The following is a 21797-nucleotide window of genomic DNA, read 5'->3' as shown; positions in this document are numbered from 1 at the left end:
GGATATCTGCATTGTGAATGATAGAGCTATAATACAGTTCAAGGAGCCACACTCGTCTATTATCTTGCTCGTATTTGACGGAAGTTTTTTGAAGTCATTACAAAGGATAGTCAGTGCGACTCGATTCTCTCGTTGGTAGCAGTAAAAATAATGTATATTTGGTTTCGGCTAGAGCGAGAATATTCTTCACTATCTGATGAAGATCGGTTGGAAAAAAAAGAGAGCATATTTGGAATACCTGTTAATTAACTTTTATGACTGGCTAGAAACATTTACTGCTGTGTCGTGCCAAAATCAAAATTAGATATAGCCATCAATTATGTATTCAAATTATGATCAGGATTTGAGGTGGTCTTTGAAGATGGTTGGAGTTAAGTAATAATTACCAAAATACTACATAGAGGGGCTCGTAATCAGTCAAAATAATTTTATCTGGGTGTAATTTAGAATATGCTCGGACTTTGGGTAGTATTCTGAGTATGCACAGAAAGGCTGTGATGAACAGATTTAACTTGGTGAAATGGCTGAAATTTCTCCTTGACCAAGGTCTTAATCGAGACAGTGACCCGGAAGAATCCGTAAATGTACTCTAATACGCTAATCTTGGAAATATCTTGTTCGTGAACTAGTATAAGGATAAAAACTAATTATAATAGAAATTACTTGGCTAGTTCCTCTAATCAATGATATATTTTCTCATGTTGAAAAAAGTAGAAATTAAAGTTAGAATGGGCTTTAGTGTAAAAGAAGAACATTACTTAGAATATTCGCAAGGAGAACTATCCATGGAGAAACATACTTTTGTTATTTGTGCCTTTAAACAATCACCTTATTTGGAAGAATGTATTAAATCATGCATAAATCAAAATTCAGTTATTACAGGAGCATCAAAAGTTATTCTTTATACAAGCACACCTGATGATTATATTATTGATCTGTGCAGAAAATATAATATTCAACTTTTTAAAAAATCAGGTGGAGGGATTGGAAGAGACTGGAATAATGCACTTTCTTTTGTTCAAACGAAATACGCTACCATTGCCCATCAAGACGATATTTATCTACCTGAGTATGGTGAAAAAATTATTAATGAATTCGAGAGAACAGCGGAATGCAATATTGTTTTTTCAGATTATGAAGAAAATGATTTCAGGGGAGAAATTCGAAAGCGCGGAATAAATTTGAGAATCAAAACAGCTGCATTAACATTAATGTTTCTCTTTAGAAATAAGAAATACCAAAGAAGAATTTATTCTTTTGGTAATTTTATTTGTTGTCCAGCTGTCTCATATAATCTTGAGCGCCTAAAAGATTTTCGCTTTGACGAACAATTGAAAATGACCTTGGATTGGGATGCTTGGGAACGAATCATGAAGCTACCAGGGAAGATTGGCTTTGTTAAAGAGAAGTTAATGTATCATAGAATCCATGAAGAATCTGAAACAACGAATAATACCAAGGATCAGACACGAGTATTAGAAGAGTTTGAGATGTATCAGCGGTACTGGGGGAAGACAGTAGCAAAATTTTTGATGAGTTTTTATGTACTAAACCAAAAAAGCAACCAGTAATAAAAATATATTGATAAGGACGATAAAATGGATCCGATTAAAATATTATTAATCATACCAGCGTATAATGAATCTGAGGGCATTCTAAACGTAATCCGAAAAGTAGATTCTTATAGAAAAATATGTGATTATCATTTAGATTATATAGTGATCAACGACGGTTCTACAGACAATGAAGAAGAGATCTTAAGAAAGAACGATATCAATCATATAGAATTAGTTCAAAATTTGGGGATAGGTGGAGCAGTTCAAACCGGCTATTTGTATGCATTTGAAAATGACTATGATATTGCTATCCAATATGATGGTGATGGGCAGCATGACATTAAATCTCTACCTAATCTGATTGGCCCCATCATTAGAGATGAAGCAGATTTCACTGTGGGATCACGTTTCGTCAGAAATAGTACGTCTAAGTTTAAATCATCAAGTGCTAGACAATTGGGAATAAAATTTTTATCATCTTTAATAAAATTTTTATCTGGAGTAGAAATTAAAGATGTAACAAGTGGTTATCGAGCAGGAAATAGAAAAGTAATCAAACAGTTTGTAGATCGTTATCCAAGCAAATATCCTGAGCCCGAAAGTTATATGCATTTATTCGCACATAGAGTTAGAATTAGAGAAGTTGGCGTAAATATGTTTGAACGTGAAACTGGAGAATCGAGTATTAAGTTAATAAGTGCAATTAATTATATGGTTACTGTTTCTTTATCTATATTATTTGCTACATTAATAGGAAAGAGGGAGAAGTAATATGCCACTTAGACTTCAAATTATTGCTATTGTCCTTGCCATAGGTTTTTTTATTTTCACTGTGAGACTAATTAGAAAAGGAAATGCTGAAATTCGACAAATGGGTAAGTGGCTTGTAGTATCAATTCTTTTGGTTGTGGGTGCCTTATTCCCGGGTTTAGGAAATGAAATAGCTCATTTTTTTGAAATTACAACGTTAACGTCATTAGCCTTGTTTATTACAACTGCAATTTTGATAGTTTTCTCCTTGACTATGCATATTTCCTTGATTAATACTGAACGATACAATAAAAAATTGATTCAAGAAGTATCGTTAATGAAAAAAGAAATTCATGATTTACAAAAACAAGTTAACAAAGAAAAAGATTCAGAATGAAATTACAAAGTTATTATCTAAAATAGAGACATTTTTTTTAAGTACGTTTTATCATAAGAAGGAAAGTGCTATTTTATATCTGATTACGTATTTGTAGTGTTTGCATGTATTGATAATCTACATAATTTCTTTTAAATTAAATGGCAAAATGAGGGAACTCAATAATGAAAAAAGCAGCTATACTTATGTTTACCTACATAAGAATCAAAATTTGCAATATAAGTGACTCCTGAGATATCTAGTATCGTATGTTCATTTAAATTAAAACCTCTGAACTCAAAAAAATATACGACAATATCTACCCGATGATTAAAGTAAATGAATATAATTTCTGAGGATATGTATAAACTTAAATAGTCAAATAATACAGAATATCGGAAGAGAGATTTACTCCACCTGTATATTTTGATGATGTAATAAAAGTTAACGAGTTTGGAAATGACCGTTTAAATATTTGGTTTTAAACTTATCAGAGAATAAAAATAGACAAGGATGATTGATTTAATGCTATATGAAACATATGACGAAGAAACTTTAAAACAATTGCAACAAATTGAACTAGACATACTGAGGGAGTTTGATAAATTATGTAATGATCATGATTTGGACTATTTTTTAATCGGGGGGTCAGCGATAGGTGCGATTAGACATCAGGGTATTATTCCGTGGGATGATGATATTGATGTAGGAATGAATAGAAAAGACTATGACAAATTCCTTGAAATAGCTAAACAAGATTTTTCAGATAATTATACGGTAGTTAATAATGAAACGAATCCTAATTTCCCACTAATGAATACTCGTTGGGGATTGAATGGGACAAAGTTTAAAACTAAGGATTTAAAGAATGTACCAGGAAATTTCGGAATCTTTTTAGATATTTTTTGTTTCGATAACGTTTCTGATGATGAAAGAAAGATGAAAATACAAATAACTTTAGCCTGGCTTTATGGTAAATTATCAGTATTAAGCGTAGTTGACCAGCCTGTTTTATATATCGATGGATGGAAAAAACAAATTATCTTACTGATGAGTAAGAGTGTACATGTTATATTTAATTTACTAAGTTTGAAACCAACTTTTTTTTATAAAAAAGCTAAGAAATATATGCTTAAATATCAGAACGAAGAAACAGAAAAAATGGCGTATATGTTCGAACCTCAGAGGTATATAAGTGTTGCTCGTAAAAAAGATGTCTACCCAACAAAGAGAATTAAGTTTGAATCTTTTGATGCAAAAGTTCCCAATAATATAGAAAAATTTTTGAAAAAAAGATATGGGGATTATATGACATTGCCACCAGAGGAGAAAAGGCATAACCATCCACCTTATGAATTAAAACTGAAATAATTGATTTTTTATAAAGTAAATTTTTCCTTGAGGAGATAAGATGAAAAAGGTTATCATATTAATATCAACGTATAACGGAGAAAAGTATATAAAAGAGCAAATAGAAAGTATACTCTTGCAATCCTATCAGGAGATAGAAATACATATTAGAGATGACGGATCGTCGGATAAAACTGTGGATATATTGAAAGAGTATTCCCAAAAGTATTCTGCTATCCATGTTGATTTTGGAAAAAATGTTGGGTACCCGGAATGTTTTTATAAATTAACTGATAAAAAAATTGACGCAGATTACTTTATGTTTTCTGATCAGGATGATTACTGGTTAGAAAATAAGGTTGAACGAGCAGTTGATTTTTTGAATTCGGAGCCTTTCGACCAGCCAGTATGCTACTATTCTTCTTATAATATTTGTGATCAAGACTTAAATTTTATTAAAAAGTCCCCAGATAAACATTCCCAATTTAGTCTAAGAGAAACTCTCTATGAAGTATGCGGTTTAGAGTTTACAATGGCAATAAACAAAGAAGCATTAAATTTATTAAAAAAATACAAACCTAAAACTTCAAAAGCCAGAGGAACATGGATGTCAATGTTGTTTTCAAGTAAAGGGAAAATACTATATGACAATGTAGCTACTGCTAATTATCGTAGACACGAAAGCGCAGTGACAAGTTCTAACATGAGTAGCTTAGGATTGTTTTTATGGAGAATAAAAAAATTTTTAACAAATAATAATTCAAAAAATTATCAAAATATGTTAGAAGAATTTAGAGAAATTGTGGGAAATGATTTGAGTGTTCAAGAAAAAAAATTATTGTCAGTGTTCTGTGATGAGCATTATTTTTTCGGAGCGTTTAAAAAAATTTTCTATCCAGGCAGATTAAGAAGTTCTACACTTGATGATACTCAATTACGAATTTTATTTCTTTTAAAAATTTTATAATTCGAATAATTTTAAGAAGTTATTCAATACTGTTGATATTAATAGCTTAAAAATTATACAATGTACTTCAAAAGAATTTAAGGCTTCTAACTAAAAAACTAGAAAAGGTTTTCAAAATAGGAGTGTTAATATATTAGAAACTTTATTAAAAGTATATGTGATTTTTTTGTTTTCTAGAATAGGTTATATTTTTATTGTAATAAATATTTATAAAGATTAATAAATAAAAGAAAAAATAATATTGAAGGGTACAATATTATTATTCTTTTTATGAGGTGTTTTATTGAAAAATAGAAGTATAATGTGGAATTTTTTTTATCAGGCAAGTTATCAGCTTTTAGTTGTAATGCTGCCGGTAATAACAGTACCCATAGTTTCTAGAGCATTGCAGCCAGAAGGCATTGGAACTTGGAATTATGTCAATTCTATAGTAAGTTATTTTATTCTAGTCGCAGGATTGGGATTAGCTAGTTATGGCGTACGAGAGATTGCGTTTGTACATGAAGATAAAAAGAAACTATCAAAAAAGTTTTGGGAAATTCAAGGCTTTAATGCATTATTTTCAAGTTTAGTCTTCATCATATATCTAATATATGCTTTTCTTTCTCCTTATAGGACACTATTTTTATTACAAGCAATAACTGTTTTTGCAACGCTACTGGATATCTCTTGGTTTTTTCAAGGAATTGAGGATTTTAAAAAAATTTCGCTAATCAACACTATAGTTAAAATTATGACTTTAATTTTGACTATTCTACTAGTTAGAGATAAGAATGATTTAAATGCGTATGTTGGAATTTTAAGCGTCAGCTCCTTAGCTTCAGGTGTGGCATTTTGGTTTTTTATTAAGGAAAAAATTATATGGGTTAAAGTATCGATTAAGGATATGGGATCCCATTTTAGACCAGCCTTAAGTTTCTTTATAGTTAAGGCGGCTTCAACTTTATTTAATAATTTAAATAAAACAATTTTGGGATTTATGACTACTATGAGTATAGTTGGGATATTTTCAAATGCCCTCGTAATGATAATGCTGATTACAGCCATTGTAAATTCACTTAATACTGTACTATTACCAAGAATGTCCTCCCTTCAAAAAGAAAATCAAGAGGATCAGATGATTGACTTGCTTGGAAAAGCGATCGATATACAAGTGTTTATGGCATCTGGATGCATGTTCATCACCCTAGGAATCATTTCCGGAGTTGTGGAGCTCTTTTTAGGAAAAAGTTTCATAGATGTAATTTATATTGTTCCCATTCTGTTACCAGTTATGTTGTTGTCAACTATTCAACAAGCAATTGCTAATATGTATCTTGTTCCAAAAAATAAAATGAAGTCTTATACTAATACGATCTTAATAGCCACATTAATCAATATTATCCTTTGTTTTATCTTGATTCCTAAAATGGGAGCCCATGGAGCGGCTATTAGTTATACAGTGGGTCAACTTTATTTAGCATTATCAAGGGTAATTGTTTTGGTAAAAGATACTACATATAAATTTAATTTTAAGAATTTATTTTTATGTTTACTTTCTGGTGTGATAGCTTATCTTTCAATTGAAATGGTTTCTAATTTCAACCTTGGTGTATTTATGTTAACTTTCCTTCAGGGAGTAGTTGGATTATGTGTGTATATTATAGTTACATTTTTGGTCCGTACAAATCCTATAGTTAGTATTTTAAGAAGTAAATAACTTTATAAGTATAGATAAACTGGAAGTTAAAATTAGATTTGTCCAGATCGATAGTTTTGGTCAAAAATAAATGGTATTTTTAAAATAACCTAAAGGGATGATTTAAAAGTTTCCCTAAAAAAGAAGGTCGAAGAAATCAAATTTCTTCGACCTTCTTTTTATAGGAAAATGGATATGCGAGTTTATGGATTCAAAAAGCCACTATTTTAAAATATTCGTACTACTTTGCTTGCGTTAAACTTTGGGGAAAGGCACTGTATATGCCTAATACCTGATTTATTTACTTGCGAAATCATCACGGATTATGGAAATAAGTTGTATCAAAACTGTTGTGTTAGGGAAAAAAGAATCTTTAGATAAATTTGAAAGGTACCACCATACGAGAATGGAATGATGTTAAGTATAATTGCTTATAATTTGGGTACAATGATGAAATATTTGTCTACCTTGAAAAAGAATAAATTGAGGTAATCCATAATATTTGTTTTAAACAATCCATATAAGTATAAAGGCAATAAAAAGAGTGGCCCGGGAAACATTAAATAAAAATGACAAATTCATATTTTTAAAATGAAATTGCTTGTATGATATAATAAGAATACAATAAAAAAACATTTTTTTATTAATTAAATTATAAAATACTTTCAAGGCGTATAATGAAAGGCTAATAAATCTTGCAGTGCTAGGTAAATAATGGAGGAATTGCTAGAAAAGAGATTTGACTAAAGCAACAATTAAAATTAGAGAAAAAGTCTAATTGCTTTAAATAATATGATAATAAAGCAACTCAAATTTATGTAGGTAGACATTTTTATTAGTTGTTGAGCAAAAATTCTGGATCAAGAGTTTAGAGATAGTTCTATTGCGGGTTAAGGGAAAAGGCGAAAAAATAGTAGGATTTTTATCTATAACTTTACGTTTAATAGTCTTGGATCATTATTCAGAAGTAATAGTCAGTATAACGGTTGAATAAAATATAGTACAAATAGGAAAAAAGAGGTGGATTATGAAAAGTGTACGGTTGTTAATTATTTTATTGGTTGTTACATTGATTTATCCTAGTTCATTTGGTACAAATGCAAAAGCTGTAACAGAAGATAAACCTCAGGCGATAGCGGAGAGCAGCTCAATGTTGGGAACGACTGATTTACCTGTTCTTTCAGAGCCTTCTGATACAGCAAAGCAATTAGAAGGGAATTTAGCGGAGGGAGAATTTGGTAATAGTTCGTGGCATATATCGAATGATTTTACTTTAATTGTTGAAGCAGGTGAGTTTGCTGATACTAATGGAATATCGCCTTGGATAAATTATCAAGATAAAATTCATAAAATTCGTATTGATAGTGACGTAGTTTTAGGGAGAGAATCAAGTAACTTATTTCAAGGTTTGTCTAAACTTGTTGAAATTAATGGATTAGAAAATCTAAAAATATTAAATTCTACAAAGATCGATAATTTTTTCAAAGGTTGTACAGAATTAAAAGCTCTAGATTTTTCAAATTGGAACACAAAAAATATTATTCGAAATGACTCATTTTTAAGTGATTGCATTGCTCTTGAAACAATTGAGTTGGGTCCGTATTCAATTTTTCAAGAATATGAGGATGAGGACAACTTAGAGCAGTCAGTTTATATTTGGAAAGGTCAAAAAACATCAAAAGAGTTTAACAGCCTTTCTAATTTATTAAGTAATAATGATAGGGTATCTGATGTCTTTTTTAAGATTTCTGATTCAAAGATTTCCGAAATATCTATAAAATATTTAAATGAGGAAGAAAAAGAAATCCATGAGAGCAAGAAACTCTCTGGGGAAGCCGGTACAAATTATGATATCGGTAGTCAAGAATATCAATTAAAAATAAGTGGGTACTTAATTGATGAGACTCAATTGCCTGAGGCAAAGGGGATTTTTCTAGAAACAGATCAGACTATTATTTTTCATTACAAAAAGATAGCTACACAATCAAAACAATCTGATCAAATACCTAGCGTCTTTTATAGAACACACGTAAACTCTTTGGGATGGCAAAATTTTGTTCAGGACGGCATGTCTTCAGGAACAGTTGGGCAGGGGAAAAGCGTAGAAGCAATCGAGATTAAATTGGACGGTGTTGATACGAAAAGTGAAATTGAGTATCGAACACATATCCAAGACATTGGTTGGGAGAAACAGTTTGCTGCGAATGGTGATCCATCAGGAGCTGCAGGAAAAACAAAGCAGCTTGAAGCAATTCAAATAAGACTTAAAGGGGATATTGCTGGTACTCATGATGTTTTTTATCGAGTTTACTCGCAAACGTTCGGATGGCTTGATTGGGCAAAAAACGGAGAGAGCGCTGGAACAGAAGGCTGTGCCTACCGTATGGAATCAATTGAAGTTAAACTAATCGAAAAGGGTAGTAATCAACTTGTAAGTGGGCCAAATGCTTTTATTGAGTTACCATTAGTTTCCTATCGTACACACGTTCAGTTAATAGGTTGGCAAAATTATGTGAAAAATGGTCAAACCGCAGGTACTAGCGGGCAAAACAGAAGTCTAGAAGCTATTCAAATCCAACTTAAAAAAGGAAACATTACTGGTGATATTCAATATCGGACACATGTTCAATATAAAGGATGGGAATCAACCTTTAAATCTGACAATGTTGTCTCTGGAACAACCGGACAAGCAAAAAATTTAGAAGCAATTCAAATCAAACTTTCTGGTGAGATAGCCCAAAAGTTTGATGTTTATTATCGGGTCTATTCGCAAACTTTTGGCTGGCTAGGCTGGGCAAAAAATGGTGATAGTGCAGGAACGGAAGGTCTGAATTTTCGAATGGAGTCATTACAAATTAAGATACTTCCCAAAGAGTCTACCGCAATTGACAGCAACTCGAAAGCTTTTATTAAATCATCAACAGTTTCTTATCGAGCACACACTCAAGAGATTGGCTGGCAAAATCCTGTTAAAGATGGCCAAACTGCGGGAACTATCGGCCAAAGTAAAAGATTGGAAGCTATCCAAGTTCAAGTCGGAGGAGGCAACTTGAGTGGTGGTATCCAATATAAGACACATATCCAATATATAGGCTGGGAACCTATATATAAATTCAACAATACTATATCAGGAACGACAGGTCAGGGAAAGAGATTAGAAGCAATTCAAATTCAGCTTACTGGTGAAATCGCTGAATTTTTCGATGTTTATTATAGGGCGCATTCGCAAACTTTTGGTTGGCTTAGCTGGGCAAAAAATGGAGAAAGTGCAGGAACAGAAGGTATAAGTTGCCGACTAGAATCTATACAAATCAGAATAATTCCCAAAGGATCTAACGAACTTAAGACTAACCCTAAGGCTTTTATTCGTGCTTCTACTGTATCATATCGTACAAATGTTCAATCAATAGGCTGGCAAAATTATGTAAAAAATGGTCAAATATCAGGTACTAGTGGTCAAAAGAAAAGGCTCGAAGCGATCCAATTACAACTGGAAAAAAGCAGTTTGACGGGTGGTATTCAATATCGTACACATATTCAAAATAATGGTTGGGAATCTTCATTCAGATATGACAATAGTATATCAGGAACTACAGGACAAGCAAAAAGATTAGAGGCCATTCAAATCCAGCTTTTTGGAGAAGTAGCCAAATATTATGATGTTTATTATCGAGTTCATTCGCAAAACTTTGGGTGGCTTGGTTGGGCTAAGAATGGAATAAGTGCAGGAACGGAATCTTATAGCTATCGTATGGAGGCGATCCAGATTAAACTGATTTTTAAAGGTAATCCTCCACCTACACCATCGTCAAACCCCTATATGAAGAAACTCTTAAAGCCGACTGTTTCAACTTTTCTTGGAACAACTAGAAATAGAATTGTTAATGATTTACAAAGTCACCAAAATGATTGGCATTATCAAACTACGCCATTTAAAGGAAATCTGATTAATAATGCTGAAGTCATGAGTCCTCGTGGAAATCCGACTATTTATGGACCAGGAATGAATTGCACAGGATTTGTAGCTTATGTTCTTAGAAAAGGAGGTGGACAACTCTCTGCAATTACTAGAATTTCTAATCAGTATGGGGGTGCTGCCAATGGATATAACTGGCGCAATGCATTGGTACCAAATGTTCAATATCATAGTTTCAGAACGGTTAGTGAGCTAGTAAAGAGTGGTAAAGCCTCAAAAGGTGATGTCATTTATTTTGAGCCTAATTTTTCATTACCTAATCCTGATTGTCATCTGGGTTTTTTCTGGGGAGATAATCCTTATCAAGATCGAATTTGGCATTCAACTTTTCCAGCTAATAAAATATCAAATATTTATTCAGCAACACCTTACTCTAAAGTTTTACTTTTCAAATTATAAACTTCTTAAACTATAATTGTTGAAGATTATAGTACTACTTTTAAAACATAAGTAGTAGCTAGACTGAGGAAACCAGCCAGATAAAGATTGATAAAAAATGGATGATAGTTTTAATCGTATTATTTATCGTCAGACGGGTAGAAATACACCTTTACTAGATGACTATAATATAAAAGTTTGTTTGGTTTAGAAAAACTATAATTTCCTTAACTAAATAAATTTTACATTTCCCTCCTCTTTACTTTCATGTATAATGGTTAAAGTTATGACATGAAGTAAGGAGGAGTTGTTTTTGTCTGAGGATCAAAACCAACACTCAGAAGAGGAATCTTTTAAAGAACAGATTATGCGAGCTTTAGAAGAGAGTCGCAACAATCGTGATGTTGATGCAACAAGAAAAACACGAACTACGAATAGAATGTCTAAAAAAGAAGCGAAGAATAGTGACGAAAATGATCTAGCATCGTCCTATGAGCGCTTATTTGGTAATAAGAAAAAGATGGATGAGAAAGCGGCAGCTAAGCAGTCTGAAATCACTGCTAAAGATACTCCTACAAAAGAGAGTGTTCCTTTAGCGGATAAACTCGCCCCTTCAGCAACCGAATCTATTCCTAAACCTAGTGGACATTCTAAACGTAAGCTAAAGCAAGAAGAAAAAATAAAACAAGATACGACTGCTGCGAAAGAACAGCAGCGTGAGCCTTCCATAGAAGCAAGCAGGAAAGCTGGAGCAGTTTCTGCGGATTCAAAAAAGATGATGAACAGTAATCTATCAGCAGAAAACAAAGAAGACAAAGCTAAAGAAACCTCAAAAACGAGTCGAATGAATGAAGAAGAACCATCGATCTTCCATCGAATTAGCGAAAAATTTGAGGAATTGCATCATATGGAAGATGACTATGAAGGTGATTTAAGTGAGGAGAGCAACTTGAAACGAGCAGAACGTCGCAAAGAAGATCGAGTCGTGCGAAAGATCGTTTATATTTTAACGATTGGGATTTTAATTGTTGCCGGAGTTTTAGCAATTTCTGGTTATAATTATGTGAGTGCCGGATTGAAGCCGCTTGATAGAAATGATAAAAAATTGGTACAAGTAGAGGTTCCTAGTGGGTCATCAAATCGTCAAATTGGTGATATCTTAGAAGATGGCGATGTCATTCGTGACGGCATGGTTTTCAACTTCTATACGAAATTTAAAAACCTAACGAATTTTCAGGCGGGCTATTATCAATTTTCGCCTAATATGACGTTGGATCAAATTAGTAAAGAATTGCAGCAAGGCGGCAGCGCCGAACCATTGGATGACGCATCTAAGTTAACCATTCCGGAAGGCTATGATGTCGATCAAATTGCGAGTCTTGTAGCGAAGAAAACGGACTTTAAGAAGGAAGATTTCATCAAGGTTATCAAAGATGATAAATTCTTTGATCAATTAAAAGCTCAGTATCCTGATTTATTAACCGATGCTGGCAATGCTAAAGATGTTCGTTATCGTTTAGAGGGTTATCTATTCCCAGCGACATATAATGTTCATAAGAGTAAGAGTCTTGAAGATCTAGTGACTCAGATGGTTGATACAACCAATCAAGTATTGACTCCTTATTATAGTCAAATCAAGGAAAAAGGCATGACAGTTCAAGAGGTTATGACCTTAGCATCGCTTGTGGAAAAAGAAGGGGTCACTCAATCAGACCGTAAGAATATCGCGCAAGTCTTCTTTAATCGGATCGCGACAGGGATGCCGTTGCAATCAGATATTTCGATTCTTTATGCGTTAGGTGAACACAAGGAGTTTGTTTACAACAAAGATTTGGAAGTTGATTCTCCATACAACTTATATAAGAATACCGGTTATGGACCTGGTCCATTCGATAATCCAAGTCAGGAAGCTATTTTAGCGGTTCTTGATCCAACTGATAATGATTATGTTTACTTTGTTGCAGATATTTCGACTGGAAAAGTTTATTATGCGAAGACGTATGAAGAACATATGGAATTAGTTGAAAAATATGTCAATAAAGATAAATAAACAATTTACAATACAGTAATTACGTGGTAATCTTTTGTGGATTAAATCTATAAAGGATTACCTTTCGTAATTTTGTTGATTGAAGGAGAAGAAAAATGGTAGAAAAAGCATATCCAATGACTCTAGAAGGGAAAGAAAAGCTAGAGCAGGAATTAGAAGAATTGAAAACAGTAAAACGTGGTGAGATCATCGAGAGAATTAAAATTGCTCGCAGTTTCGGCGATTTATCAGAGAACTCTGAATATGAATCGGCTAAAGATGAACAAGCCTTTGTTGAAGGACGTATTGTAACTTTAGAAAATATGATCCGTTTTGCAGAGATCATTGATAACGAAAACGTCGATTCAGATGAAATCTCGATCGGTAAAACAGTTACGTTTGTTGAGTTACCGGATGACGAAGAAGAAGAATATACAATCGTCGGTAAAGCGGAAGCAGATCCGTTGACTGGTAAAATCTCAAATGATTCACCAATCGCGCAAGCATTGATTGGCAAGAGTGTTGGCGACGTCGTAACAATCGCAACACCCGGTGGAAACATGGATGTCAAGATCGTCAAGGTCGAACAAAACTAAGACTATTAGAGAGACGCTAGCCGTCTCTTTTATTTTGCGAGTTTTTCTTGTTACTTTAACAAGTTAGAAAAATCGTATGCGTACGAAAACAAACAGTTTTCCATTCTTTGAAAAGGTGCCCATCAAAAATGAGCTAGCGGTCTGGGCTTTTTTCAATTATAAAATGCAAACGATTTATTTGGCTCTACTGAAAGATAGAGCTTCAAGCGTTTAGTCGGAATCGCTTAGGTTGCGACTTAAGACCGATAGTATTCTTCGAAGAAAGAAAGTAGAATAAATGTAAATAAAAAGGTTGGGAGGGGATAATAGAATGAAAAATCCATGGCGCTTTTTCATTGTGATTGAAGCCCTGCTTGCAATTTTCTTACTATGGCAGTTATCTGCAAACCCAGCGATGCTGATTATGCTGATTTTTGGTGCATTGAACATTTATTGGGCATTAAGAAAAGATCGACGTAAAAAATTTCAATTAATTTTAGGTTCGGTTATTTTGATCATCTGCTTAGTCAATAGTCCGGCGACTTGGCTAATGTTGATTTTTGCGGTTCTCTTTTTGGGACTGAAAGGTTTTGAAGTTGCAGGAATTTCCATGCCGAATCACTCTTTCAAAAATAAAAAAAGTATTGTAATGGTAGAAACGACAGAACCTGTCGGTCATAACGGTGAGCGAAAAAAACAAAGCTGGATCGGCAATGATCGTATTGGCACGCAAGTTTTTGAGTGGGACGATATCAATGTCGCGATTTTAGCCGGTGATACGATCGTTGATCTTGGAAATACTTTATTACCAAAGGAAGATAGTATTGTGATCGTTCGTAAGGGCTTTGGCCGGACACGGATTTTGGTTCCATATGGTGTCGGGGTTCTTTTTGAACATGCCACATTGTATGGTAAGGTGGATTTTGAAGATGACCAACAGGTTCTACGCAATGAAACATTGAAAATGTATAGCGAGGATTATGATGAAAGTGCGCGGCGTTTGAAGATCGTCACGAATACACTCGTTGGAGATGTCGAGGTGATTCGTGTATGATGGGGAAGTATTCCCGTTTACAAATCTCGCTCTATTCTGGATTGATTTCTTTCTTACTGATCTTGACGACGCTATTCTTGTACATGTATGCCATCGGTAAGAAGCAGATGATAGCGCAGCTTTTTGCGGCGCGAGTGTTCTATATTCCGTTATTCATTCATATTATCGTGATTGCTTTGACGGTTAGTGGCGTAGTTTATTTTTTAGTGACTTTTTTAGAAAAAAGACAGCTAGGAAAAATCGAAGAGAAGCTTCAAAGTTTAGCTTCTGGAAACTATGAGCAGCCCTTCTTAGATGTAAAAATTTCGCAAAATCAAGAAATGCTTTTAGTCGATCACGATATCAAACGAATCAAAGAAAAATTGGTTAGTATGTCGCGGGAGTTGCAGCAATTAAGCAGCTTGCCTCAAATGGTGGACGGGACGACGCGCGAAAAGATTCTTGAAGAAGAACGGCATCGCTTGGCGCGGGAGCTCCACGACTCAGTTTCTCAGCAGCTGTTTGCGGCCATGATGATGATGTCTGCGTTAAATGAGCAATCTCAGCAATCCGAAGAGTTGGAGCCCTACAAAAAGCAGTTGGCAATGGTAGCGGATATTATCAATGCGGCCCAGTCTGAAATGCGCGCACTCTTACTACATTTGCGGCCAATCAGTTTAGAAGGTAAGAGTCTAAGACAAGGGATCGAGCAATTATTAAAGGAATTACAAACGAAGATTCAAATCCAATTGAAATGGGATGTACAGGATATTCAGGTTTCTGCTAGCATTGAGGATCAGTTATTCCGTGTTGTCCAGGAATTATTATCCAACACCTTGCGCCATGCTAAGGCGAATGAATTGGAAGTCTATTTGAAGATCGTTGGTCAAAATATTTTATTGCGAGTCATTGATGACGGGGTCGGCTTTGAAGAAAAAGATGAACATGCGGGTAGCTATGGTTTACGAAATATTCGTGAACGAATCGCCGGTGTAGGTGGTTCAACGAAGATAATCAGCTTTAAAGGTCAAGGAACTAGCATCGAGATCAAAGTTCCGGTAGTGAAGGATGCTGCTGTTTCTTTAGAAAATGATGTCCCTGTAGGATCGCCTGAGTAGTTGGCTTAGTTAGGTGTCCGAGATCAGCAAATGATGTGTTAAAAGAATACGAACAAGGAGGCAGAGGATGATACGAGTGTTACTAGTGGATGATCACGAGATGGTTCGTTTAGGCGTTTCTTCTTATTTATCCATCCAGAATGATATAGAAGTTGTTGGGGAAGCGGAGAATGGTGAAGAAGGCTATGAGAAAGCGCTGGATCTTCGACCGGATGTGATCCTGATGGATTTAGTAATGGAAGTCATGGACGGCATCGAGTCTACCAAAAAAATCTTAAAGGATTGGTCAGACGCCAAAATTCTGATCGTAACTAGCTTCATTGATGATGAAAAGGTCTATCCAGCAATTGAGGCGGGGGCCTCAGGCTATCTATTGAAAACCTCAACGGCTCATGAGATCGCGAATGCGATTCGAGCGACCTTCAAAGGGGAGCGGGTTTTAGAACCAGAAGTGACGACGAAGATGATGGAACAGCTTTCCAATCGTAATCGCCATGTCCTTCATGAAGAACTAACTAATCGGGAGCAAGAAATTTTACTCTTGATTGCACAAGGAATGAGTAATCAAGAAATTGCTGATGAATTGTTTATTACTTTGAAAACAGTAAAAACACATGTTTCTAATATTTTGGCTAAGCTAGAAGTTGAGGATCGCACACAAGCCGCAATCTATGCCTTTAAACACGGGTTGATAAAATAGAGGGTTCATCTCTGTTTTATTAACCCGCTCTTTGTTATACTTAAAAAGACATCGTGAACAGAGAGTGCTGACTTCACGAAAAAGAATAATAGGAGAGAGTGCATGAAACAAAGTTTTGCAATTATTGGATTGGGAAGATTTGGTGGTAGTATTTGTCGAACTCTGATCGAATCAGGGCAAGAAGTGTTGGCCATTGATAGTAGTGAGGATCGAGTAAACGAATATATGAATATCGCGACCCATACGGTTGTGGCGAACGCACAAGACGAAATGACATTGCGTTCTTTAGGAATTCGAAATTTTGATCATGTTATCGTAGCGATCGGTGAAGACATTCAAGCCAGTATCTTGGTCACGTTAATGGTCAAAGAGATGGGGGTTCCCAATATTTTGGCAAAGGCCCAAAACGAGTACCATGCGCGTGTACTGGAAAAGATTGGCGCGGATCGCGTCGTTCATCCGGAGCGAGATATGGGGCAGCGGATTGCTCATAATTTGGTTTCCAAAAATATTTTAGACTATTTAGAGTTGTCCGACGAATTTTCTTTGGCAGAAATTAATGTAACCAATCGAAAATTTTATGGCAAAACGTTAGACGAGCTAGATTTTCGTCAGCGTTTTGGCTTAAATATTGTCGCCATTCGTCGGGACAAACAAGATCCGATTGTCGCACCTGCGGCGGACGAAGTCGTTCAAAAGGACGATCATTTGGTGGTAATCGGCCGCGATGAAGATGTCGATTATTTAGACGAGAAAATGAATGGATAGGTGAGTAGTGATGAAATTAACGATAACTTCAAAGGCGCAAGCCTGGTTTAAACAAGAGCTTGAACTAGCTGAAGGTCAAGGTATTAAATTTTATGGAAAAGTTTATGGCAAGACACAGGTTCACGACGGCTTTTCTGTTGGTATGGCAGTGGACACACCTGAAAGCCCATTAATTGAAGAAAATGTTAATGGTATGCTGTTTTTTGTCGAAGAAGCAGATGAGTGGTTCTTTAAAGGCTATGATTTAGTGGTTGATTATGATGAAGAACTAGATGAGCCAAAGTATGAGTTTAACCAACCTTAGGAGTGACCTGAATGCTATCAATAATAGTCCCTTGCTTCAATGAAGAGGAAGCCATTCCGCTTTTTTTCGTCGAGATGGAACGAGTAAATGAATCTGTAATTCATGACTTTGAGTATATTTTTATTAATGATGGCTCTAGCGATCGAACGTTAGAAAAGTTACGCGAGTTAGCACGAATGCATCCCAATGTCCGATACATTTCTTTTTCTAGAAATTTTGGCAAAGAAGCTGCTCTATATGCTGGATTGCAAGCATCAAAAGGCGAACTAGTTACTGTGATGGATGTTGACTTGCAGGATCCTCCTGAACTTCTGCCGCGTATGATCGAAATGATCGAGACCTCTGATATCGACTGTGTAGGAACACGTCGAGCCAATCGAATAGGTGAACCGTCGATAAGGAGTTTCTTTGCCAAAAAATTCTATCAGTTAATTAATCGGATCAGCGATACGGAAATGGTGGATGGTGCGCGGGATTATCGGTTGATGACCCGTCAAATGGTGGATGCGGTGTTGGAGTTGACGGAACACAATCGTTTTTCGAAAGGCTTATTTAGTTGGGTTGGTTTTAAGACAGAATACATCTCTTTCGAAAATCGTGAACGAACGGTTGGCGAAACGTCATGGTCTTTTTGGAAATTATTCAACTATTCGATTGACGGAATCGTTAATTTTTCAGATGCGCCGTTAAATATCGCTTCCTTTGTGGGTGCCTTTTCTTGTGTTGCCTCAGGCATTGCGATGCTGTTTATTATCATTCGCGCATTGGTTTTTGGAGACCCGACCGCAGGTTGGCCCTCGCTAATGACAATCATTCTTTTTATTGGTGGGGTACAGCTCTTGTGTATTGGCATCATCGGAAAATATATTGGGAAGATTTTTATGGAGACTAAAAAGCGTCCTGTCTATATTGTGAAGGAAACCGAAAAAAAGTTGGACAACTAGTCCAACTTTTTTTAATATCCACGTTTTAGCTCTACTTGGTTTTCAGCCAGAGAACCATCGGATATATAGCTTTTCAGATTAGCTAAAAAGATTTTCATAAATTTATTTTGAAAATCAACGGTTAATCCGGAAATATGAGGTGTAACTAGCACATTCTCTAATTGCCATAAGGGACTTTCTTTAGGTAGTGGCTCTTCTTCAAAGACATCTAATGCGGCAAAAGCAAATTGCTTTGTTTCAAGTGCGGTGATCAATTCTTTTGTATGGAGAGTATCGCCCCGACCAACGTTGACAAAGATGGCGGACTCTTTCATATTTTCGAAAATGTGGCTGTTGAAAATGTGATAGGTTTCCTGGGTTCCCGGCAGGATTCCTACGACGATATCCATTTCAGGGACAATTTTAGCCATATTTTTAATTGAGTAGGTTTCTACGAATCCGTCGGCTGGATGGCCTGTGGTATTAATTCCATAAACGTGAACACCTAAGCTGCGAATGGATTTGGAGAGCTGTTGTCCAATATGACCAGTTCCAACGACTAGTAAATTTTTGCCGGCCAGTTGATCATAATGAATATTTTCCGGCTGCCAGCTATTTACAGCTTGATTTTTAACAGCTTGATTTAATCCGCGATAATAACCCAACAATGTTCCAATGATATGCTCGCTGATCGAAAGGGCATGGATCCCGCTACTATTAGATAATAAAATAGCTTGCTGAGCAAAGGTGTCTAGAGGTAAATAATCTACCCCTGCTGAGATGGATTGGACCCATTTTAAGTTTTTACTGTCTAAGAGTTGTTGGCTGAATTGTTCTTGCCAACCAACGGCGATTTTAACTTTAGCGAACTCGCTATCATTTAACTCTGTTTTGATTTGATAATCGGGAGCAATGTCTCGGATCTGTTGAATAAATTCTGTTCGAAAGTTTTTTTGTAAAAAAATAATTGGTTTTTCCATAGTCCGCTCCTCATTTCTTTTTTTGCTGCAAATCTTTGATTCATTCTAACAAAAAATACGAAAAAAAACTGCTTACGGAATCGTAAGCAGTTATTTGTTCGGTAATTGAATTTGCGGGAAATATTTAATGATTCGCAAAAAGATGAATAGGCTAATGAAAGTAACTAGGATACTTGAGTCAAAATTCGGCTGAAACAGTAAAATAATAGTTGCTAAAATCGTTGGGATAGTAGCACAGAAAATAATTGTTTTGAAGCATTCGAAAAAGGTGATTCGTCTTAAGCGTAGCTTAGCGACGATCATGCCGGCAATGCCAGCAAAAACTAATGTGACAAACAGGTTAATGAAGGAAGGATAAAGTCCTGCTAGCAACATAACAATTGGTGTCCATACCGGTATTTTTAAATCTTTAAGTCCAGCTTTTAATTTTTCACCGGTCATATTTTTCAAAGGCTCTTGCTTGTATGAAAATTTCAATACATTATCACCAAACAAAGCGGAGCTAACACCGCCGTAATCAGGTAAAACTAACAAGGCTTCGCTTTTTAAGAGACCGACACTGAAATAATTTCCGACTAAATCTTTTTCGACATCCTGTTGACTGCGTTTGCCAGCGGGATCAAAGGTAAGAATGACCGAATTGGTCTGATAAATAAAGCCTTCTTCAGGTTTTGCAGTTTTGATTTCACCATTTTCGATTTCAAAATCGGGAATTTTTTGTACGATCTTTAGGCTGTCTGATTTGATTTGATCCATTACTTGCAGTGCTTGATAGACGGTAGGAATCGCCAGCAGCAGACTCAAGCCTAAGAGATAGATAATAGATTTCCAAAAAGGGGTATTTTTCGCATTTTTTAGTTCTTCGAAACGAAAAAGGGATCCCTTGATTAATTGACGAAAAGTCATGTGATCGCTCCAATCTGTATACAAAAGCCATTGTATCGAAGTAAGCTTGAAATAACAAGCTGATCTGTAAAAATGTAAAAAGAATCCACGAAAGAATTGACTATTTTTTCTAGCTCCGCTATCTTACTTTAAGAAGAGACGAATAGGAAAGTGAGTAATTATGAAAAGCTATCATCAATTTAAAAATTATCTCGAAGCAAAAAGATTATGGGAAGTCTTTGTCTATTTGTTTTTTGGCGGGTTAGCAACGGTCGTAAACATCGTTACTTTTGCATTAGCGTATCAAATTTTTCATTTTAGTTGGCCAATCTCTAATGCTGTTTCCTGGATTTGCTCAGTTCTATTTGCTTTTGTAACAAATAAGCTGTGGGTCTTTCAATCAAAGACAGCGGGCTTTAAAGCGTTAACTTGGGAATTTAGCAAATTTTTATTTGCTCGGATTCTTTCTTTTGGCATGGATATGGCCTGTATGTATTTATTCATCGATATGCTCCACACAGGGAATCTAGTCGCTAAGCTTATCACCCAAGTAGTAGTCGTAGTAGCCAATTATATTTTCAGTAAGGTCTTTATTTTCAAGAAGGTAGAGGTTATCGAGGAGGAGAAAACGAATTCTTCATCACGCTAAGCATATGTTTTGAAGATAGTTGCGTTGTTTGATACAGTTAAAATGTAAGATATTTTAAGGAGGAATTGAACAATGGCTTATACTTTACCAGATTTACCTTATGGATACGACGCTTTAGAGCCTTATATCGATGTTGAAACGATGCACTTGCATCATGATAAACACCACAACACGTATGTAACTAACTTAAACGCTGCGATTGAAAAATATCCAGAATTGGCAGAACAAACAGTAGAAGAACTAGTAACGAACTTAAGTGAAGTTCCTGAAGATATTCGGACAGCTGTCCGTAATAACGGGGGCGGTCACGCAAACCACAGCTTCTTCTGGAAAATTATGGCGCCAAACGCTGGCGGTGAACCAACAGGTGAGATCAAAGCAGCCATTGATGAAGCGTTCGGCGGTTTTGAAAAAATGAAAGAAGAATTCAAAACAGCTGCAACCGGTCGTTTTGGTTCTGGCTGGGCTTGGCTAGTAATCAATAATGGCAAATTAGAAATCACTTCGACTGCCAACCAAGATAGTCCATTAACAGATGGCAAAACACCGATTATTGGTTTGGATGTTTGGGAACACGCGTATTACTTGAAGTATAAAAATGTTCGTCCAGATTACATCGCTGCTTTTTGGGATGTTGTTAACTGGGATCAAGCGAATAAAAATTTGGCAGCAGCTAAATAATTGATTATAAAGATGCTTTCGAGCATCTTTTTTTGTTTTGCTCAGTGTATTCATAAGGATGTTAATCAAGCTATTCATTTTTAATAAAACTTTAAATTCTATATTGAAAAAATACTTTCGA

At 35.3% G+C, this 21797-nt stretch carries 19 protein-coding genes; 17 read left to right on the top strand and 2 right to left on the bottom strand.

The genetic code is table 11. The features are described from left to right. The first annotated feature begins 785 nt into the window (after positions 1-785). The 15 genes from IGI54_RS08360 (at position 786) to IGI54_RS08290 (ending at position 18502) form a co-directional block, all read left to right on the top strand. Positions 786-1571, top strand: coding sequence for a glycosyltransferase family A protein (locus IGI54_RS08360; protein WP_216428501.1), 786 nt, complete (start codon positions 786-788; stop codon positions 1569-1571). A gap of 27 nt (positions 1572-1598) precedes the next feature. Continuing rightward, positions 1599-2327, top strand: a complete 729-nt coding sequence (locus IGI54_RS08355) for a glycosyltransferase family 2 protein (protein ID WP_216428504.1) — start codon at positions 1599-1601, stop codon at positions 2325-2327. A 1-nt stretch (position 2328) separates the two neighbouring features. Further along, entirely contained in the window at positions 2329-2703 is a 375-nt protein-coding gene (locus IGI54_RS08350) for a DUF2304 domain-containing protein (protein WP_216428506.1), read from the top strand. 492 nt (positions 2704-3195) lie between these two features. Further along, positions 3196-4053 (top strand): LicD family protein, encoded by an 858-nt coding sequence (locus tag IGI54_RS08345; RefSeq protein ID WP_430620430.1) that lies wholly within the window; start codon positions 3196-3198, stop codon positions 4051-4053. 40 nt (positions 4054-4093) lie between these two features. Further along, on the top strand, positions 4094-4999 hold the full coding sequence (locus IGI54_RS08340; RefSeq protein ID WP_216430617.1) for a glycosyltransferase: 906 nt from the start codon (positions 4094-4096) through the stop codon (positions 4997-4999). Between the two features lie 283 nt (positions 5000-5282). Beyond that, entirely contained in the window at positions 5283-6698 is a 1416-nt protein-coding gene (locus IGI54_RS08335) for an oligosaccharide flippase family protein (RefSeq protein WP_216430618.1), read from the top strand. Between the two features lie 1006 nt (positions 6699-7704). Further along, the gene (locus IGI54_RS08330; RefSeq protein ID WP_430620429.1) at positions 7705-11052 is read left to right on the top strand and encodes a MucBP domain-containing protein; all 3348 of its coding nucleotides are present in this window, start codon (positions 7705-7707) and stop codon (positions 11050-11052) included. Between the two features lie 886 nt (positions 11053-11938). Further along, positions 11939-13081: an endolytic transglycosylase MltG gene (mltG, locus tag IGI54_RS08325; protein WP_071861041.1), complete on the top strand. Its 1143-nt coding sequence runs from the start codon at positions 11939-11941 to the stop codon at positions 13079-13081. A gap of 95 nt (positions 13082-13176) precedes the next feature. Continuing rightward, on the top strand, positions 13177-13656 hold the full coding sequence (gene greA / locus IGI54_RS08320) for a transcription elongation factor GreA (RefSeq protein ID WP_071860924.1): 480 nt from the start codon (positions 13177-13179) through the stop codon (positions 13654-13656). Positions 13657-13966: 310 nt separating this feature from the next. Then, the gene (gene liaF, locus IGI54_RS08315; RefSeq protein WP_071860925.1) at positions 13967-14689 is read left to right on the top strand and encodes a cell wall-active antibiotics response protein LiaF; all 723 of its coding nucleotides are present in this window, start codon (positions 13967-13969) and stop codon (positions 14687-14689) included. Then, positions 14686-15786: a sensor histidine kinase gene (locus tag IGI54_RS08310; RefSeq protein ID WP_430620428.1), complete on the top strand. Its 1101-nt coding sequence runs from the start codon at positions 14686-14688 to the stop codon at positions 15784-15786. Before liaF ends, IGI54_RS08310 begins: the two co-directional genes overlap by 4 nt. 67 nt (positions 15787-15853) lie before the next feature. Then, the gene (locus IGI54_RS08305) at positions 15854-16486 is read left to right on the top strand and encodes a response regulator (protein WP_379945695.1); all 633 of its coding nucleotides are present in this window, start codon (positions 15854-15856) and stop codon (positions 16484-16486) included. A 102-nt stretch (positions 16487-16588) separates the two neighbouring features. After that, positions 16589-17254, top strand: coding sequence for a potassium channel family protein (locus IGI54_RS08300; protein ID WP_071860928.1), 666 nt, complete (start codon positions 16589-16591; stop codon positions 17252-17254). A gap of 10 nt (positions 17255-17264) precedes the next feature. Further along, on the top strand, positions 17265-17558 hold the full coding sequence (locus IGI54_RS08295) for a HesB/YadR/YfhF family protein (protein WP_430620427.1): 294 nt from the start codon (positions 17265-17267) through the stop codon (positions 17556-17558). A gap of 11 nt (positions 17559-17569) precedes the next feature. Beyond that, complete coding sequence (locus IGI54_RS08290) at positions 17570-18502, top strand: glycosyltransferase family 2 protein (RefSeq protein WP_430620426.1); 933 nt, start codon at positions 17570-17572, stop codon at positions 18500-18502. 11 nt (positions 18503-18513) lie between these two features. Here the strand turns inward: IGI54_RS08290 and IGI54_RS08285 are convergent, their stop codons facing one another. Together IGI54_RS08285 and IGI54_RS08280 are read right to left on the bottom strand one after the other, a co-directional pair. Beyond that, positions 18514-19461, bottom strand: coding sequence for a phosphoglycerate dehydrogenase (locus tag IGI54_RS08285; protein WP_430620425.1), 948 nt, complete (start codon positions 19459-19461; stop codon positions 18514-18516). Positions 19462-19551: 90 nt separating this feature from the next. Then, on the bottom strand, positions 19552-20367 hold the full coding sequence (locus IGI54_RS08280) for a DUF1189 domain-containing protein (protein WP_430620424.1): 816 nt from the start codon (positions 20365-20367) through the stop codon (positions 19552-19554). 160 nt (positions 20368-20527) lie between these two features. Between IGI54_RS08280 and IGI54_RS08275 the strand changes: the two genes are divergently transcribed. Continuing rightward, on the top strand, positions 20528-20995 hold the full coding sequence (locus IGI54_RS08275; protein WP_430620423.1) for a GtrA family protein: 468 nt from the start codon (positions 20528-20530) through the stop codon (positions 20993-20995). Between the two features lie 72 nt (positions 20996-21067). After that, positions 21068-21676 carry a superoxide dismutase gene (locus IGI54_RS08270; protein WP_071860934.1) on the top strand — a complete coding sequence of 203 codons (609 nt, stop codon included), beginning with the start codon at positions 21068-21070 and terminating at the stop codon, positions 21674-21676. The last annotated feature ends 121 nt before the right edge of the window (positions 21677-21797 follow it).

The sequence above is a fragment of the Enterococcus sp. DIV0800 genome (assembly GCF_050559735.1).
GTDB lineage: Bacteria > Bacillota > Bacilli > Lactobacillales > Enterococcaceae > Enterococcus_A > Enterococcus_A devriesei.
This window is presented reverse-complemented; position numbering and strand designations above follow the sequence as displayed.